Annotated in this window: 19 protein-coding genes; 6 read left to right on the top strand and 13 right to left on the bottom strand. The window is 40.9% G+C overall.

The window, feature by feature from the left end:
- Nucleotides 1-63 precede the first annotated feature (63 nt).
- A complete protein-coding gene (gene hflX / locus MUS1_RS04145; protein WP_036159723.1) occupies nt 64-1404 on the top strand; it encodes a GTPase HflX in 1341 nt (446 codons plus the stop codon).
- Between the two features lie 112 nt (nt 1405-1516).
- Here the strand turns inward: hflX and MUS1_RS04140 are convergent, their stop codons facing one another.
- From MUS1_RS04140 to MUS1_RS16215, 4 genes are all read right to left on the bottom strand, one after another.
- Nucleotides 1517-3058, bottom strand: a complete 1542-nt coding sequence (locus MUS1_RS04140; RefSeq protein WP_036159477.1) for a malonate--CoA ligase — start codon at nt 3056-3058, stop codon at nt 1517-1519.
- A 12-nt stretch (nt 3059-3070) separates the two neighbouring features.
- Entirely contained in the window at nt 3071-4384 is a 1314-nt protein-coding gene (locus MUS1_RS04135; protein ID WP_036159475.1) for a malonyl-CoA decarboxylase, read from the bottom strand.
- Nucleotides 4385-4834: 450 nt separating this feature from the next.
- Nucleotides 4835-5176 (bottom strand): GlcG/HbpS family heme-binding protein, encoded by a 342-nt coding sequence (locus MUS1_RS04130; protein WP_245595738.1) that lies wholly within the window; start codon nt 5174-5176, stop codon nt 4835-4837.
- Nucleotides 5166-5378, bottom strand: coding sequence for a hypothetical protein (locus tag MUS1_RS16215; protein WP_245595737.1), 213 nt, complete (start codon nt 5376-5378; stop codon nt 5166-5168). The genes MUS1_RS04130 and MUS1_RS16215 overlap by 11 nt, the downstream gene beginning before the upstream one ends.
- A 109-nt stretch (nt 5379-5487) precedes the next feature.
- On the opposite strand from MUS1_RS16215, the gene MUS1_RS04125 reads away from it, so the two are divergent.
- From MUS1_RS04125 to MUS1_RS04115, 4 genes are all read left to right on the top strand, one after another.
- Nucleotides 5488-6351 (top strand): fumarylacetoacetate hydrolase family protein, encoded by an 864-nt coding sequence (locus tag MUS1_RS04125; protein ID WP_036159473.1) that lies wholly within the window; start codon nt 5488-5490, stop codon nt 6349-6351.
- A gap of 126 nt (nt 6352-6477) precedes the next feature.
- Nucleotides 6478-6816: a TAXI family TRAP transporter solute-binding subunit gene (locus MUS1_RS04120; RefSeq protein ID WP_156924859.1), complete on the top strand. Its 339-nt coding sequence runs from the start codon at nt 6478-6480 to the stop codon at nt 6814-6816.
- Nucleotides 6817-6825: 9 nt separating this feature from the next.
- On the top strand, nt 6826-6978 hold the full coding sequence (locus MUS1_RS16045) for a hypothetical protein (RefSeq protein WP_156924858.1): 153 nt from the start codon (nt 6826-6828) through the stop codon (nt 6976-6978).
- Nucleotides 6979-7048: 70 nt separating this feature from the next.
- On the top strand, nt 7049-7741 hold the full coding sequence (locus MUS1_RS04115) for a GntR family transcriptional regulator (RefSeq protein WP_036159470.1): 693 nt from the start codon (nt 7049-7051) through the stop codon (nt 7739-7741).
- Nucleotides 7742-7847: 106 nt separating this feature from the next.
- On the opposite strand, the gene MUS1_RS04110 is transcribed toward MUS1_RS04115, so the two are convergent.
- On the bottom strand, nt 7848-9362 hold the full coding sequence (locus tag MUS1_RS04110; RefSeq protein WP_036159468.1) for an alanine/glycine:cation symporter family protein: 1515 nt from the start codon (nt 9360-9362) through the stop codon (nt 7848-7850).
- Nucleotides 9363-9702: 340 nt separating this feature from the next.
- Here MUS1_RS04110 and MUS1_RS04105 point away from each other — a divergent pair, with 340 nt between their 5' ends.
- On the top strand, nt 9703-10611 hold the full coding sequence (locus MUS1_RS04105; protein WP_036159466.1) for a DMT family transporter: 909 nt from the start codon (nt 9703-9705) through the stop codon (nt 10609-10611).
- Nucleotides 10612-10666: 55 nt separating this feature from the next.
- On the opposite strand, the gene MUS1_RS16135 is transcribed toward MUS1_RS04105, so the two are convergent.
- The 8 genes from MUS1_RS16135 to MUS1_RS04070 all read right to left on the bottom strand — a co-directional run bounded on the left by MUS1_RS16135 (nt 10667) and on the right by MUS1_RS04070 (nt 18288).
- Nucleotides 10667-10837, bottom strand: coding sequence for a hypothetical protein (locus tag MUS1_RS16135; protein ID WP_169731108.1), 171 nt, complete (start codon nt 10835-10837; stop codon nt 10667-10669).
- A 50-nt stretch (nt 10838-10887) separates the two neighbouring features.
- Nucleotides 10888-11841, bottom strand: a complete 954-nt coding sequence (locus MUS1_RS04100) for a class I SAM-dependent methyltransferase (RefSeq protein WP_036159464.1) — start codon at nt 11839-11841, stop codon at nt 10888-10890.
- Nucleotides 11842-11885: 44 nt separating this feature from the next.
- Nucleotides 11886-12257, bottom strand: a complete 372-nt coding sequence (locus MUS1_RS04095) for a DUF2750 domain-containing protein (RefSeq protein WP_036159462.1) — start codon at nt 12255-12257, stop codon at nt 11886-11888.
- A 126-nt stretch (nt 12258-12383) separates the two neighbouring features.
- Nucleotides 12384-13400: an adenosine deaminase gene (locus tag MUS1_RS04090; protein ID WP_036159461.1), complete on the bottom strand. Its 1017-nt coding sequence runs from the start codon at nt 13398-13400 to the stop codon at nt 12384-12386.
- Between the two features lie 203 nt (nt 13401-13603).
- On the bottom strand, nt 13604-14671 hold the full coding sequence (locus MUS1_RS04085) for a BMP family ABC transporter substrate-binding protein (protein ID WP_036159459.1): 1068 nt from the start codon (nt 14669-14671) through the stop codon (nt 13604-13606).
- Nucleotides 14672-14737: 66 nt separating this feature from the next.
- Nucleotides 14738-15670, bottom strand: a complete 933-nt coding sequence (locus MUS1_RS04080; RefSeq protein ID WP_036159457.1) for an ABC transporter permease — start codon at nt 15668-15670, stop codon at nt 14738-14740.
- A gap of 9 nt (nt 15671-15679) precedes the next feature.
- Nucleotides 15680-16747 carry an ABC transporter permease gene (locus MUS1_RS04075; RefSeq protein WP_036159455.1) on the bottom strand — a complete coding sequence of 356 codons (1068 nt, stop codon included), beginning with the start codon at nt 16745-16747 and terminating at the stop codon, nt 15680-15682.
- Nucleotides 16744-18288, bottom strand: coding sequence for an ABC transporter ATP-binding protein (locus tag MUS1_RS04070; protein WP_036159453.1), 1545 nt, complete (start codon nt 18286-18288; stop codon nt 16744-16746). The genes MUS1_RS04075 and MUS1_RS04070 overlap by 4 nt, the downstream gene beginning before the upstream one ends.
- Between the last annotated feature and the right edge of the window lie 96 nt (nt 18289-18384).

The raw sequence follows: 18384 nt of genomic DNA, 5'->3' as shown, positions 1-18384 counted from the left end.
TCATTAGGCTTGCACTGTTTATTTTTACACTTCAAATAAACAGTGCATGAATCAAAATCTTTTATGCAGTTAACAGCAAAACCATCACTTAATAACGCGTTACTTATTTCTGTTTGTACTCCTGAATTCAGAGGGGAAGAGGCCGTAGAGTCGCTTGCCGAGCTTGCGCGTTTGGTAACAACTTTAGGCTTTAAAGTCGTCGGCACTCAATCGCAAAACCAGAGCTCAACGAACAGAGTGAATGTATTAGGCTTAGGCAAGTTGGCTGAAATAGCGCAACTTACCGGTAACAAAGGTGTTATAGAAGCACAAGAAGACGAAGATGAACTGGATTACGACTTAGACATTACCAGTGTACCGTCGGATAACTTGCCATTAGCTTGTGCTGACATAGTGGTATTTGATTGTGACTTAAGTCCTTCTCAGTTACGTAATGTTGAAAACCAATTAGGCGTAGAAGTATATGATCGCACTGGCGTGATTATCGAGATATTCAGCCGTCATGCGCGTACCAAAACGGCTAAATTGCAAGTTGAAATTGCCCGCCTTAATTATGTCGCACCAAGATTACGTGAAACCTCTACAGGCGATAGAGAACACCAAATGGGTAAAGGTGCTGGTGAAACAACACTAGAGCTAAACCGCCGTAATGTGCGAGACCAGTTAGCCGAATTAAGACGTCAACTTGTCAGTGTTCAAGAAGAAATGAGAGGCCGCCGTACACAACGTTCTGAGAATTTTTGTGTTGCCTTGGTGGGTTATACCAATGCGGGTAAGTCGTCGATGATGCGTGCGATTACGGGCAGTGATGTAGAAGGTGAAAACAAGCTGTTTGCTACGCTAGATACCACCGTTCGTGCCTTGTTTCCAATCACGCACCCAAGAATATTGGTGTCTGATACGGTTGGTTTTATTAAAAAACTGCCACATGACTTAGTTGCTTCGTTCCATTCAACCTTAGCCGAAGCACACGATGCATCGTTATTGTTGTACGTGGTTGATGCCTCTGATCCTTCATTTCGTAAACAGCTCGATGTAGTACACGAAGTACTGGAAGAGGTGGGTGTTGAAGACAGTAAGAAGTTACTGATATTAAACAAGTCAGATCAACTAAGCGCTGAACAACAAGCTGAGCTAATGATCGAGTTTCCAGAGGCCATGCTAACCTCCGCTCGCGACCCTAAAGATATTGCTAAACTGCATAAGTATATTGTTGGTATTTCCGAAGAAGGAATGCTTCAAGAAGAGATTGTTATCCCTTATACCGCTAACGGTATTGTCGGTGAAATTCGTAATAGCATGAGCGTGACCAAAGAAGAATATGAATTTGATCATATTAAGCTGACGGTACGCACAAGTGAGATTGGCTTAGCGCGTTTGAAAAAGAAAATGTTGGATTTGTAATGCACTCTTAATGGTTCTTAACTCACTCTTAATTCGTTAAAACAAAAAGCCGATTAACATGACGTTAATCGGCTTTTGTGTTTTTCGTGGTTCAGCGGCTTCTGTGGCTCAATTATTTTTTAGGGTAAAGATCATTGAAGCGTTCCCTTAGGGCCAGCTTTTGCACTTTTCCCATTGTGTTCCTTGGGAGTTCATCTAAGAAGATGATTTTTTTAGGTTGTTTGTAGCCTGCCAATTGCTGTTTAGTCGCGGTTTTAATCGCGTCTTCTGTCATTTCACTTTTGGTTATTTCGCCTTTGGTGATTACGACAGCAACAACGGCTTCACCAAAATCTGGATGAGGCACACCAATTACAGCGGATTCAACAACATTGGCGACGTCATCAATGACTAATTCGACTTCTTTCGGGTAAACGTTGTAACCACCAGAAATGATTAAGTCTTTAGATCGTCCTACGATGGATAAATAACCACTGCTATCCAATACGCCAATGTCTCCTGTTAAAAACCACCCGTCAGCACTCAATTCTTCTGCTGTTTTTTCTGGCATTTTCCAATAACCGGAAAATACGTTCGGTCCACGAACTTGAATGTGGCCAATGCCATCAACAGGTAAGGTTTCACCTGTGTCTGGATGGGTGATTTTTACTTCAACATCTGGAAGCGGTCTACCAACGGTTCCTGGGCGACGTTCACCTACATAAGGGTTTGATGTGTTCATGTTTGTTTCTGTCATGCCGTAACGCTCTAAAATCGCATGACCTGTCTTGTCCTGCCATTGGGCGTGAGTTTCACTCAGTAATGGCGCAGAACCTGAAATAAACAGGCGCATGTTTTGAACTTGGTCTTGGTTCAAGTTTTCACTTTTAAGAAGGCGCACATAAAAAGTTGGTACACCCATTAAAACGGTAGAATCAGAAAATAAATTGATAATTTTCTCTACATCAAACTTAGGAAGCAGGTACATGGACGAACCAGCACTCAAAGTAACGTTTATGGCAACGAAAAGTCCGTGAATATGGAAAATAGGCAAGGCATGAATTAGTCGATCATTCGATGTAAAGTGCCAAGCTTTCGCTAAGGTTTGAGCGTTTGACGCTAAGGCTTTGTGCGTTAACATTGCGCCTTTAGAGCGGCCTGTTGTGCCAGAAGTATACAAAATTGAAGCAAGATCATCCGCCGTTCGTGGTACTGCTTCAAAACCTGCTTTATGGCGAGCGATGGCTTCGATAAGCGAGCCTTGCTTGCCATCTGCTGATAGGGTGAGAACGCGGGCGACGTTGGCTTTATCAGCAACCGCTTTTAGTGATGCTTCTTTTGTCGGATCACAAATGAAAATAGCTGGGCTGGCATCCACTAGAAAATATTCAACTTCTGAGGGGGTGTAATCTGTATTGAGTGGTAAAAAAACACCACCTGCAATCACACAACCTAAATAAAGCTGAATGGTTGTAATGGATTTGTCGACTTGAACAGCGACTCGGTCACCTGACTTTAATCCCGCTTCTACTAGAGCGGCTGCGACTTTTTCTGCATTTTCAAATAAGCTTGCATAAGTGATTTCTGAATGATCAGGTAAAATAGCAAATACGCTTTGCTTGTTGTTTTCAGAAGCATTGCTAAGTTGGTTAGCTAAATAATTAGATTGATACAATGTTCTTCTCCACTATGAGTTTGTGTATAAACGCTTAACGGTTGGTGAAGTACTGATGGTGCCTTCACGTAAGAAATGTTCATGGTTTATTTCGATGCTGTTGAGATCATATTCATAATTCACCATGATGCCCCAAGATCCAGCGAATCCTCGTTTCGATTCATCTGCCCATAAGTTGATTTGTTCAAGCCTCGCACCATTGCCTAAATGAAACTTAGAAACAGGGTCAAATGGACCTCCGTTTTTATGCTTTGCTTCGAGTAGGTAATGAGCTGCGAGTTTGTACAGAAGACGCTGGTTTTCTTCGATAAAAACTTTGTCAGGTTTGTTATGCAGCGGCGTTAACTCGTCTACGAGTTTTTGCATCGTTGGTTCGAGGGCTGGTTTTGAATCTATCCAACGACGTAATCCTGGAACCGGTGACATGGTCACAAAACGTTTTAAATTTGGCAGTTCTCGTTTGAGTTCTTCAACCACTTGCTTGATAAGAAAGTTACCAAATGAAATACCTCGCAAACCGGTTTGGCAGTTTGAGATGGAATAAAACACAGCGGTACTGGCTAGATGCGGGTCAAGCGTTTCTCTGTCGCCAGATAAAATGCTGGAAATGTTATCTGGCATGTCATCGGTTAAGGCAACTTCTACGAAAATCAGTGGTTCATCAGATAATGACGGATGGAAAAAAGCATATAAGCGACGATCGTGAGCCGCGACTCTGAGTCTTAATTCATCCCAACCTTGGATTTCATGAACCGCTTCATAAGCAATAATTTTTTCTAAAATAGAAGCTGGTGTTGACCAGCTGATTCGTTCTAAGCGTAAGAAGCCGTTATTGAACCAAGAAGTGAATAAATGCTGAAAGTCTTTATCTAGGGCAACAAGACTCGGGTCTGTTTTTGTGTGTTGAAGCAGGTCTTCGCGCATTTTAACCAATGCTGCGGTACCGCCGTAAGCAAGATTGAGTCGTCGAATAAGTTCTTGGGAGCGTGGCTCTGAAATCGAATGAATGTACCTTGCTTCGACTTTGCTTGGATGTTTAAGCCATTCACTGACCGATTTGCGTAGTAAATCTTCATTTACACCACAGTCTGCGTAAATTTGTTGGAAGAAAGCAAGTTGCTCTGCTTTATCTAAATTTTTATAGTCTTCTAAAATATCTCGGGAGCGTGCTAGTCCAGTTGCTTCACCCACATTCGAAAGCAGAGCCTTGCATTTTTCTGACAAGGACAGTGTCTCAGAATCGGTATTAGAGTTAACGAGTATTGTATTGCCTATATCAGTTACCCGAGACAGCAAGTCTTCAATAATATTCGTCCAGCGTGACATTTTGACCCTCCACATTTTTGGATAGAGGTATTGGCCGTAGCAATAGCCAAATTGTTTTTCGAGCTTTGGCTGTTGTGTTGAGATTCGCCATTTTATTGGGGATCTCAGTTTATAAATGAAGCTAGGGCAATACACTCTTATTATTTTTGTTATCGACACTGCATCGTGAGCAAAGGTTTTTTGACTCGATGCAATAAACTAAAAGTAGCGGTTTAAGAGTTTTAAATCAAATAATATCGCTAAAATCACAAAGAAAAACAAAATATCGATTATTTCAAAGGAGGTTATTTAATTATTTTCAGGTCATCTCTCTGGGGAAGAGAGGGCAAATGGCCTTGTAGTAAGCTATAGAACGTTAAGGCAAGGCCGTTAAATAAATTGAATATCAAGGTTACCACCAGAGCTTTAGTCGCTATGGTGGTTTAGTGCCTTCTTAAACAATGTCACTGTTTAAAGACCTGCTTGTGACCAACTTTCAGAAGGTTTTTCTGGGTGAGAGGTTAATTGGCAAAGGTTGATGGCGGTAATGGCACAGTATTCGTCTTTATCTGACGCGTCACTACTCACACCCACTGCACCGATGACTTCTTGATTCGCATTGCAAATAAGCACGCCACCAGGAACAGGCACAAAACGACCTTGTGATGCACTGCCTAATGAGGCTTGGAAAGAAGGGCGGTTTGCTAGTCGATCACGAATGGTACGACTGGAACCCCCCATGCCGAGTGCGCCCCATGCTTTGCCTGTTGCGATATCAACACGCATTATTCCACTGCCGTCTTCACGCTTCATGGCTAATAGGTGGCCTACCTGCATCCAGTACAACAACGGTTAAAGGCAGCATGCCTGCTTCTTGTCCAATCTTTAGTGTCGTATCTAGAATCTTAGATGTATCGTCTAGCTTTAATGCGACTGATAATTTTTTACGTAGTAATCTGCCATGTCTTTCTCCGTATTCAATTCTTATTTTAATGATGACAATTTCACACGTCAAAATCGATATTAATTAAATTATATTAAAATAACGTTTTTATTTGCATATTGTTTGTAATACTCTATATTTTTTAATAATAATATAAAAAATCGATAATAGAGGAATGGATATGAGAATACTTTCGTTTGTTCAAGACGGTGTTAGCAAAATTGGTTTGCGCAACCAAGACGAAGTGATTGATTTGAGTATTGCTTTACCTGATCTACCTAAGGATCTACTTGAAGTGTTACAAGCCGATCCTGCATTAATGCTTAAAATTGAAGCACAAATCAAAGACGCGCCACAATCTGCTAGAAAAGCTTATAAAGATATAGAATTTTCTCCTCTTATTGCTCGACCATCTAAAATTATTTGTATTGGCCGAAACTACGCAGCTCATGCTGCAGAGGGTGGTGCAGCGACGCCAACTTATCCAGAAATATTCTTCCGCGGTGCTGAATCATTAATTGGTCATAAGCAAGACATTATTAGACCGACATGTTCTGATCGATTGGATTACGAAGGTGAAGTTGCTGTTATTATTGGCAAAAAAGGTCGTCATATCACAAAAGAAAACGCATTTGATCATATTGCTGGTTATACCATTTTTAATGATGCGACGATTCGGGATTATCAACGTAAAAGCTCCCAGTGGACAATTGGTAAAACATTTGATGGAACAGGCGCTTTTGGTCCAGAACTGGTGACCAGTGATGAATTGCCTCTTGGCATGAAAGAGGTACAAATTCAAACTCGCTTAAATGGTCGGGTGATGCAAGACGCGAACACAAGAGATCTTGTTTTTCCAGTTGATTACTTAATTGCGACTTTGAGTGAGTGTATGACACTGATGCCGGGTGATGTCATTGTTACTGGAACACCAGCGGGTGTTGGTTATGCTAGAACACCACCTGTGTTTATGAAGCCGGGTGATGTGTGTGAAATTGAAGTTGAAGGCTTAGGTATTTTGGTGAATACCGTTGCTGATGAATAAAGTGTTAGGTTCGTTGATAGGTTGATGTGAGCAATGGCACGTGTTTAGGTGTTACTAATGGTTGTGCCATTGTCTCATAATGAACTTATGTAAATTTATTCCAATGCGGCCTTGGCTTCAGGTTTTGTGAATATTGATGATACAAGAAAAGTACCTACGCCAAATTTTGTAACGGCTTTGTCTGCTTTGGAAGAGAATCGAGTGGATGGGGCTTTGGTTCCAATGAACGTAGTTGCTGGTAAAAAAGCCATGGCAACAATGAGTGATGGCTGGCGTTACATTAGTTTGAATGATAATGAACTGGCAAGAGCAGAAGTTGAGAAAAAAATCCCATCTTCTCGTATCGTTAGTATGAAACCATCAGCTTCCTTAACGGGTGTAGTTGAAAACCCAACGAATATGATTGAAGTAGACTTCTTCTTGATCACTGGTGCAGATGTATCAGATGATGTAGTGTACAAATAAGTAAAAATAATGGCGTCAAATAAAGCTGCTTTGGCCAAATCTTTTGGTGCATTTAATAAATACTTCCCAGAAAATATGGTTCAAAAGAAGGTAGTCCCTTACCATACGGGTGCGATTAAAGCGTATAAAGAAATGGGCATTTGGCCCGCTGACAGTAAATAAAATATTTCGGTCTTAGTGAAATTTTATTGATTTTTCTAAGACCGAATCACTTTGAGAATTAGAGATAATTATGGATGTAGACATCATTCAAAACGACACAAAATCGATGACAAAAACAGCCATTGATAGGGTGTATCAGGAGTTAAGACAAAAAATCATTAAAGGAGAGTTTTCTCCTGGTGAAAGGCTTAAAGTAGAAACTTTAAAGCCGCTTTTTGATACTGGTGCTTCCCCCATTCGTGAAGCTTTGAGTCTTTTAACATCCAATAAATTGGTTGAGCGAATTGATCAGAAAGGTTTTCGTGTTTCTGCTGTCAGTGCCGAAAATTTTAATGAAATTTTTATGCTACGCTGCAATTTAGAAAGTTTGGCTCTGCGTAAAAGTATTGAGTTAGGCGATAATGCTTGGGAAGAAAAACTTGTTTTACTTCATCATCGATTATCAAGAACCAGCATGGCAGATTTTGACGTTTGGGAGCCCATGCACAAGTCATTTCACATGTGTTTGTTAGAGGCTTGTCAGTCGCCAATTTTATTGAGTTATTGCAATAATTTGTACGATCAGAACATTCGTTATCGCTTTTTAGCTGAGAAAAATTCGAATTATAATTCTCGTGATGTTCGTCATGAACATGATGAAGTATTTAATGCCACAATCAATCGTAAAGCAGATTTGGCGGTAGAAATATTACTTAGACATTACACAGATACGGGCGCCTTTCTTCGTGAGTCTTTCAAAACGGGTGGTATGGCGTCTCGTTAACCTTCCCACCGCTAAAAATAAAAATGGGTCAGCCCGTTATCACGAGCTGACCCATATTATTTAATGCTGACTTTCTTTAAAAACTCAAAAAGCAGTAAAACAAAAACTATTTAGTTTCTGTTTTCTTGGCTTGTTGTTCGTCATAGCGCTTTTCCCAGAACTCTGCTCCTTTTATACCAAGAGCTTTAGGGTTGAAAGTATAGTCTGTTACGCCAGATGCTTTTTGATCTTCGTAATCTTTTAATGCTTTCATTGTTGGTTTTGCCATAAAGAAAATAGCAAGAATACCAACGATATTCAGCCAAGCCATAAGACCGACACCGACATCACCTAAGTTCCAGATGTAACCTGCCGTATTAACTGTGCCATAAGCAACCATAAACATGATCAACAATTTCACTAGAGTCAATGGAATGTCTACTTTCAATGCCTTGCGTAAATAAGCCACATTGGTTTCTGCTATGTAGTAGTAAGCCAATATAGTTGTAAACGCAAAGAAAAAAAGAGCGATGCCGACAAATATTGGACCTATGCTTCCAAATACACTTGCTAATGCCATTTGTGTAAATGCTGGCGAAGAGATGATGGTTGATGGGTCAACGTTTTGAACAAGGAATTGACCGTCTGGTAATGTACCTTGTACGTTATATTGTTGAGTAATCAAAATCATTAATGCAGTTGCTGTACAGATGAATAAAGTATCAACATACACTGAGAATGCTTGTACTAAACCTTGCTGTGCAGGGTGTTGCACTTCTGCTGCAGCCGCTGCATGAGGGCCGGTACCTTGACCTGCTTCATTGGAATAAATGCCTCGTTTAACTCCCCAGCCGATTGCAGCACCGAAGCCTGCTTGTGCTGTGAAAGCATCAGAGAAAATTAAACCAAAGATGCCTGGCACTTTATCTATGTTGAGAAAAACAACAATTAAAGCCATCACAATGTAGCTTAATGCCATGAAAGGTACGACAACTTGAGTAAAGTTGGCGATACGTTTGATGCCACCAAAAATGATAAACGCTAAAACGATTAAAATGATTGCCAAGGCAACGAGTTTCGTTGAACCGACTTCACCAAATGAGCTGGAAATGAGAGTTCCTTCGCCAAAGATTTGTACAACCGCATTACCAACAGAGTTTGCTTGTATGCCGGGTAGGAAAACACCACAAGCTAAGATAGATGCTAGAGCAAACAAAACACCTAACCAGCGAAAGCCAAGACAACGCTCAAAATAATAAGCTGGGCCACCACGATATTGTCCGTTTTCACTGACTTTATAAAGTTGGCCTAATGTCGATTCAGCATAAGCCGTACTTGCGCCTAGAAATGCTACAACCCACATCCAAAAAATAGCACCAGGACCACCAAAGCCAATAGCCGCAGCAACACCAGCGATATTACCAACACCAACACGGCCAGATAAAGAAACAGCGAGTGCTTGGAAAGATGAAATCCCTTTTTCAGATTCATTTGGTTTAAATAGAAGTGAACACATTTCTTTAAAGTGGCGTACTTGGGCGAAACGCGTCAAGATGGAATAAAACAGGCCTGCTCCTAGGCAGAGATAGATTAGAGCAGGGCTCCAAATGATCCCGTTTAAGAAATCAATGAATGCTTGCATAGATAGTCCTCGAATAAATTAGCTCGGTGAGCGTTATTAGTTTTTATATTAATGGCTAAGTTTTTCTATACGTCATCAGCGGTAATTTTAGTTTAAGCACTTTTTCTACCTAAAATTAGGTTTTACTAAATGCTGCAATGCACTATGACGGGGCGAATCTAGCATGAAAAATAAGGCGAATCTATTTTTAAATATGATGTAGGCTAATCTGCTTTTTATTTGTAATAAAAAAGGATTTTCGATGGTTTTTTTGTTATTTTGTAGTGCTTTATTCTGGTAATTATTGAATGTGAAATATATACCACTTATTAAATTTACCGATATAGAAGGCCTGATAAGCATGAATGGACAGAGAGAAAATGATAGCAATAAAATAGCGTATGGTTATATTTATGCTTTAGTCGCTGTCCTCATTTGGACTGGATTTATTCTGATTTCACGAGCGGGTGCGCTGGCGTCTTTGTCCTTGTCTGACATGATGATGGTGCGCTTCGGTACCGCTTTTGTGCTGTTTTCACCTTCTATCTGGATGAATCGAAAGATCGTTTTTAAATGGCGAATGATGGTTCTGGGAAGTGTAGGAGGGCTGGCGTATTCGCTGTCCGTCTTTAATGGTTTTCAATATGCTCCTGCAACACATGGTGCTTTGTTGTTACCTGGTTTGATGCCAATAATGATCGCTGTATTGGCTTATTATCTAGCAGGTGAGCGGCATTCTCGGTTTGCTTGGATGGGCATCGGAATCAGCAGTTTAGGGATTCTTGTTTTGCTGCTTGAAACAATTTTTTCTGATGTGTCGTATTTATTGGGAGACATCAGTTTTGTTGTTGCTTGTTTCTTCTGGGGGGTTTTTACTGTCTTACTAAGACGTTGGAAATTTGCACCGTGGCATGCCACATTAGGCGTTATTACTATTACTACCTTGGTGTTTACTCCTTATTATTTGACTCTGCTTCCAACCGTGTTTGAAGGTGTTTCCTATGGCATGATTGGTTTACAAGCTTTCTATCAAGCCGTCATGGCCATCGCTATACAGTTTGTTTGTTATGGTAAGGCGGTGCATATTTTAGGCGCTACTAAAATGGGAGCATTAATGGCGATCGTGCCTTTATTGGCAAGTGTTTTGGCTGTGCCTTTGTTTGATGAGCAGATAACAATGGGTTTGATTGTTGCTTTGGTGTGTATTGTTTTAGGAACGATTGTTGGTACCACTTTACCTATTCGGAGTCTTATATTAAAAGTAAAATAATCGAAAAACAGCAGCAGAAAAGTTTATCTGTTGCTGTTTCTTCGTCAGCTTTGGCCTAATCTTTTTTCTCTATTGTGATTTCAAGTGATTTTGAATTCCCTGCAAACCATTTTTGAACATATAAACTACCCATAATCGGCGCTTTCCCTTCTTCTGGAATTTCTTGGTAACGCACGCTATTTTTTGTTTCTTTTTCATATTCAAAAGTGACAGTCGTTTTAGACATGATGTTTTCCTTATTAATTAAATCAATGTTCGTATTGAATTTTTGGGCTACTAATTATATGTCGTTAGTGTTTTCTGAAAAATTAGAGCCTTAAGGCCGCTTTCAACGTCGATATCTTGAAATTCGGGAGGATTATTCAGTCGATATTGATATGTCAAACTTGGTGCTTCTTCTTTCATTCCATCTATTAAATATTGCGCAGGTAATGTTGGATCATTAACACAAGCGAGCACTTGACCATTCTCACTTAGTAATTCTGGAAGGCGTCGTAATATTTTTTGATAGTCTTTAGTGATGGCAAAGCTGCCACGCTGAAATGTTGGTGGGTCAATGATGATAAGGTCATATTCACCGTATTTCTTGATTTTTCCCCAAGACTTAAAAATATCATGAGCAAAGAATTTTACATTGGTGAGGTCGTGTTTGTTAAGGCGGTGATTTTCTCGACCACGACTAAGTACCGCTTTCGCCATATCTAAATTAACAACAAAATCAGCTCCGCCAGCGATTGCAGCTACAGAAAACCCACAAGTGTAGGCGAATAAATTGAGTACACGTTTGTCTTGGCTGTTTTCCTTTACCCAACGACGACCATAGCGCATGTCTAAGAAAAGGCCTGAATTTTGGTTTTTGCCTAAATCTAATTGAAAAAGTAACCCTTCTTCAGAAACGACTTGATGCTCTTGGTAATTTCCCCATAAACATTCAGTCGGGCTTCTATCACGACTTCTATGTTGCAATAAAAGGGATTGAGCGCCACAGGTTGTCCATTCACTTTTCTTTGTCCAATTGATGATTTCTTTATTTAAATTGTCTAATTCATCTGAAGAGGGTTCTTTAAACAGAGAGACCAGCACTTGTCCTTCTAACCAATCAACCGTGATGTGTTCTAAGCCAGGAAAACACTTACCACGACCATGAAACAGACGTAGAGCACCTTTTGGCTGCTGATCTAGTTTAAGGATAACGTGTTCTGTGAGGCTTGATGTCGCGTTTGTGTCCATAAAAGTCGTATTCTGGTAGAAAGTAAATAGAGGTTTTTAGCGTTTTATTTTGCCAGAAGATCAGCAGCATGTTCTTCAGCAGAAGAAACAATGCATTCTCCTGCTAAGTTAGGTGCGATACCCACCATGAAACCATCACTTTGCATACCTGGAAGCCATTTTTCTGGCCAGTCAACAGCGCTGATTTCTAATGCATTGAATCCTTCGTAGTCTTTTTTGCCCCAGTCAGCGGCAAGGTCTTGTGATGGCCAAACAGGCAATACTTTGTCACTGCCTAGATCGATGATTAAACAGCCTTCAGCATCGGCCAGAGCCCAGATTGATTGGCCTTTTTTGATGGCCGTAACAACTTGGTCGTAACGTTCGCTACTTGGTAGACGGTAGAAAGTATCATTAAAAGTTGTTATTGCAGTCATGGATTCAGCTCGAATTATAAAAAAGAAGGATCTTAGCATATTGAAAACAATAGATTAAAAAAAGAATGGCGATAGGGCCATTCTTTGAAATTTTAATCTACAAGATAGAGGGGTAACTGGGTGTCATTAATGAAATAAATTATCTAGGCGTTTCAAGTGGGCTTCTTTCGTTATTTGATCCATCCAACTGCAAGTAATGCCGTTTTTAGACAGTTGGAAAAGTTCTTCTTTGTTGATGCCAGTTTTTTCTATGAGAGCGGTGTAGTTGTCGTTCATGTAGCCACCAAAATAGGCAGGATCATCTGAATTTACCGTGGCGTTTAGACCAAGTTCTAGCATGGCTCTTATTGGGTGTTGCTTCATATCTGTGACAACACACAGTTTCAAATTAGAAAGAGGGCAGACAGTCAGTGTGAGGTCGCGTTTTTTAATTTCAGCTATCAGTGTTTCGTCTTCTAAGGCTCTGTTGCCATGATCGATTCTATCTACTTTTATAAGGTTAATAGCTTGCCAGACGTATTCTGGAGGGCCTTCTTCGCCGGCGTGTGCCGTTATTTTCAAACCTAAATCACGGCACGCTTGAAACACATTGATGAATTTTTCGGGCGGATGGCCGAGTTCGGAACTGTCGAGGCCAACACCATCAATCCATTTAAGAAAAGGTTTTGCTTGCTCTAGTGTCTCAAAGGCACTTTCTTCACTTAAATGACGCAAGAATGACATGATGAGTTTTGATGTTATTCCCCATTTTTTTTCTGCGTCTCGTAATGCGTTATAAATACCTGTGATTTGTACTTCAAAAGGAACGTCACGAGACAAATGCCCTTGAGGGTCGAAGAATATTTCTACATGAACCACGTTTTCGCTGTGTACTTTTGTTAGGTAAGCCATGGTTAGGTCGTAAAAATCGGCTTCATGTAACAGTACTGACATGCCTTGATAATACAGATTTAAAAAATCCTGAAGTTGGGTAAATTGATAAGCAGCTTTTAATTCATCAACGGTTTTGTAGGTTAATTCAACCTGATTGCGCTGTGCTATGGCGAACATTTGCTCTGGCTCAAAGGTGCCTTCAATGTGTAAGTGAAGTTCGGTTTTTGGCATTTTCTGCGCTAAGGCAACTAATGTTTTTACTGTGTTCATAAAATGCCCATGTAATGTGTTTTTGATTAAGAATGTTTAGTCGTTTTTGAAAATTTTTTTATATTGGTTTTTGACATGAAGTATAAGAAAAAAAATGAATATAAAAATAGATTCTTTGATGCATTATGTAATGCATTTAGACGTGGAAGAGTGAAATGTACAACCAGCAAGGCTGGTTGTACAAAACAATAAACGAGTGTTATTTAGTGAGGAATTTCGTCAGTAATACCTTCAACATACCAGTTGACTTGAGCAAGCTCGACGTCAGTTAACGAATGGCCAGCAGCAACAACTAAGTTGCCCTTGTTGTCTTTGATCGGGCCAGTGAATGGTTTAAGTTCACCTGATTTAATCGCAGCAAAAGTAGAGTTGATTTTTGCTTTAACCGCTTCTGGAAGATTTGGGTTGATAGATTCAATGGTTAAAATCTCGTCAGAAAATCCGCCCCAGTAATCTTTTGGTGCCCAAGTTTTTTCCATTACCGCTTTAGCAATATTTATGTAATAAGGAGACCAATTATCACGAACAGAAAACATATGGGCTTCTGGTGCAAATTGGCTCATATCTGATGCTTGACCGATTGCGCGTAAACCACGTTTTTCCGCTGCGATAAGTGGCGCAGGGCTGTCAGTATGCTGAATTAGAACATCAACACCTTGGTCCATTAAAGCATTTGCTGCATCGGTTTCTTTACCTGGATCGTACCAAGAGTTAACCCAAACAATTTTCATTTTTACATTAGGGTTAACGCTTTTAGCGGCCATGAAAGTTGAGTTGATGTCACGAATAACTTCAGGAATTGGGAAAGAACCGATGTAACCGATAGTGTCAGTTTTCGTCATCATTCCCGCTGCTGTACCAGAAACATAACGACCTTCATAAGTACGTAGTACATAAGTACCTACGTTCTTAGAACGTTTGTAACCTGTAGCATGTTCAAACGTTACATTAGGAAAGCGTTTTGCTACTTTGATCGTTGGATTCATGAAACCAAAAGAGGTTGTGAAAATTAAGTCATTACCCGCTTTTGCTAATTGAGTAATAACACGCTCAGCGTCTGCACCTTCAGGAACGTTCTCAACGAAAGTCGTTTCTACTTTGTCACCGAAGAACTCTTCTAGACCTTTACGGCCTAAATCATGTTCGTAGCTCCAACCTAAATCGCCAACAGGGCCAACGTAAACAAACCCAACTTTTAATGGATCTTCAGCCAGAGCAGCACTTGCTCCTGCTAAAAGTCCTAGACCAACTAGTAAACTTTTAAATTTCATTTTTAGCTCCTATTTGTGCCCGAAGGCGTTTTCTTCAATCATGAAGTGATATTGAAAAAGTAGGCGTTATGCCATGTTTCTTGGGTTAAAGGGCTTGCCGAGAGACCGAGGGGCAAGTAGCTTTTCTTTAAAGTGATCCGCGCCAATAATAACCATGACTAGGACGGTTGCGACATAAGGCAGCATGGCAAGTAAGTTAGGAGAGATAGACCAGCCTAGACCTTGTAAAACCAAATGCATAATACTTGCCAGTCCGAATAAGTAAGCGCCTAGCATAATGCGACCTACACGCCATGATGCGAAGACAACAAGAGCCAATGCGATCCAGCCACGTCCAGCCGTCATACCTTCTACCCACATCGGTGTGTAAACCAAAGACATATAAGCGCCGGCGGTTCCAGCCATTGCTCCACCGAACATGACGGATAAATAGCGGACTCTTAGTACCTTAATACCAATGGCATTAGCCGCATGAGGGTTTTCACCTACCGCTTTGAGAGTTAGGCCAATACGCGTCTTGTTAACAACATAAACCAATAGAGCGGTCATGAAGAAAGAAAAATACACCAAGATATCGTGACTAAACAGAATTCGACCAACATAAGGAATATCAGAAAGTAATGGGATAGCGATTGGCTGGAAACCTTGAATCGTTTGACCAACAAAGTCCGCACCAATGAAGGCGCTTAGTCCAGTACCAAAAATGGTTAAGGCAAGGCCGGTTGCTACTTGATTCGCACCAATATGAAGAACTAACACGGCAAAAATTAAGCTCATAATAGAACCCATCGCCATAGCTGCGAGAATACCAAAGCCCATATTTCCTGAGCCATACGCAGCAAGAAAGCCAACCACCGCGCCCATAAGCATCATGCCTTCTTGACCAAGGTTTAATACGCCAGACTTTTCGCAAATAACCTCGCCCAAAGCGATAAAAAGTAAAGGGGTGCCAGTTTTAATGGCGGCAAATAATATTTGTACTATTAGATCTGCGTCCAAAATAAGCTCCTAGTTTGTCGCTTGGTTAGTGAGTGAGAGGCGATTATTAATGAAAAAGTCACAAGCCAGTAAGAAGAACAATAAAACGCCTTGAAACATACTGATAACAGCGACTGGAATACCCATTTCGATTTGAGCCAGCTCACCTCCCATATAAAGTACCGCCATAAAAGCAGCGGCAATAATGGCGCCGATAGGATGTAATCTACCTAGGTAAGCAACAATGATGGCGGAATAACCGTAACCAGGGGAAATATTAGGTGTGAGCTGGCCAATTGGGCCTGTGGTCTCGCTTACACCGGCTAAACCCGCTAAAGCACCTGCGAATAACATCACAAACCAGCTTAATTTCTTACCGCTAAAACCTGCGTATCTTGCCGCTGGCTCGTCAGCACCGAAAACACGTATTTGGAAGCCAAGATGTGTTTTGCTTAGAATAAACCAACCTATGATGCCAGAAAGAACAGCGAACAGAATGCCAAGATGAATTCGACTGCCTTCAAATAATGTTGGCAGTAATGTGATGTCAGAAAACAGAGCAGATTCTGGAAAGCCATAACCATCAGGGTCTCTTAGTGGGCCATGAACGGACCAGATAAGAAGATACAGAGCGATATAATTAAACATAATCGTGGTTAAGATCAGGTTTGAGTTGTAGCGCAGTTTTAAGAAAGTCGGAACCGCTGCCCAAATCATACCGGAAGCAATACCAGCCAATAAGGTAATTGGAAGTGCAAATGTGGATTCAGAATCGATGAAGTAAAGCGCCATAGCCGAACCGCCTAATGCGCCAGCTAGCAGCTGACCTTCTGCACCTATATTCCACATGTTAGCGCGATAGCATAATGATAAGCCTACTGCACAGAGTAGAAGAGGGCCCATTTTTACGAACATTTCACCAATATTGTAGCTGTCTGCTAATGGCGCAATGAGCAAAACCTGCAAGGCTTGTACCGGTGATTTCCCGATGGCAGAAAATAAAATAGCACCAAAGATTAAGGTCAGTACGATAGCGAGCAGCGGTGAAGCTACTTTCATTAAAGAACTTGGCTCTGTGCGAGCTTGAATACGGATCATGCCTGAGCCTCTTGGACTGCTGTGTTAATAAAGGTACCGGCCATCCATTGGCCTATTTGGTCAATGTTGGTTTCCTCTGTTTTTATCAATGGCGACAAATAGCCATCACAGACAGCGGCCATTCGATCGGCTAAGAGAAAAAGCTCATCTATGTCTTCTGAAATAAGTAGAATCGCTGCGCCTTGATCACGAAGCTCTAGCAATGCTTGGTGAATCGCAAGTGCGGCACCAACATCAACTCCCCATGTAGGGTGAGCGCAGATTAATACTTTGGGATGCTGGCCAATTTCTCGACCCATGATGAATTTTTGTAAATTACCGCCACTTAAGCTTTGAGCTTCGGAAAATTCACCGTGACATTTGACCTTGTACTTACTGATAAGCTCAGACGTATATTCTTTGATGCTCTGCCATTGCACTAAACCGTTTTTAACAAAGCCTGTACTGTGAGTTAGTAGCGTATTTTCTGTTAGGCTCATGTCTGGCACTGCACCACGACCAAGTCTTTCTTCTGGTACGTAGGCCATGCCTAACTGTCGTCTTTCGCCAGCGTGTAAATGTCCAATCTTAAGCTTGCCTAATGTAAAGGCGTTTTTGACATTTCGTTCGTCTTCACCACTTATGATCGCCATTAATTCGTCTTGGCCGTTACCTGCAACACCAGCGATACCTAATATTTCGCCAGCTTTTAGATCAAAGTTGATGTTTTTTAGCTCTGTGCCAAATGGTTGTTTAGAAGGTAAAGACAAGTCGGTTACATTAAAAACTGTAATAGTACCTTCTTTTTTCGAATAACCAGCGTCTTGATCTGCCAGGTCGCCAACCATCATTTTAGCAATAGTGGCAGGAGTTTCTTCACTCGGAATACAAGTGTCGACAACTTTTCCTCCACGAAGAATGGTTGCTTTATGGCAAACCTCGGTAACTTCATGAAGTTTGTGGCTGATAAATAAAATGCTACAGCCTTCTTTCGAAAGGGTACGTAAGACGTTAAACAGTCCAGAGACTTCTTGTGGTGTTAGAACGGAAGTTGGTTCATCTAAAATAAGCAGCTTTACCGATTGAACAAGGCAGCGCATGATTTCAACACGTTGTCTTTCGCCAATAGAAAGAGAGTGTACATATCGATTTGGGTCAACGTTTAAGCCATATTCTTCTGAGAGTTGAGTGATTCTTTTGGCTAGATCACCAATTTTATTCAGTTGTATTTTACTAAGGCATAACTCAATGTTTTGGCTGACAGTCATGGTTTCGAATAAAGAGAAATGTTGGAACACCATACCAATGCCTAGGTCACGAGCAACAGAAGGTGACTTTATACTAACTTCTTTCCCATCCCAAATAATGTCACCCTTGTCTGGCGCAACAATACCGTAGATTGTTTTGACCAATGTACTTTTACCAGCACCGTTTTCACCTAATAATGCATGTATCTCACCAGGCATTAGAGTGATACTGATATTGTCATTCGCGAGGCACCCAGGGTATTGCTTGGTGATATTCGCAAGTTCAAGGCGCGATATCGGATTATTTTTTTTCAATGTCTTAGCACCTTGTTTTCAGAGTTAAGTGTTATATGAAAATGCTCTTACTGTTTTTAGATTCTGAACTGAGATAATCGACGATTTAGCTATTTG

This window comes from Marinomonas ushuaiensis DSM 15871, assembly GCF_000521805.1.
Classification (GTDB): Bacteria; Pseudomonadota; Gammaproteobacteria; order Pseudomonadales; family Marinomonadaceae; genus Marinomonas; species Marinomonas ushuaiensis.
This window is presented reverse-complemented; position numbering and strand designations above follow the sequence as displayed.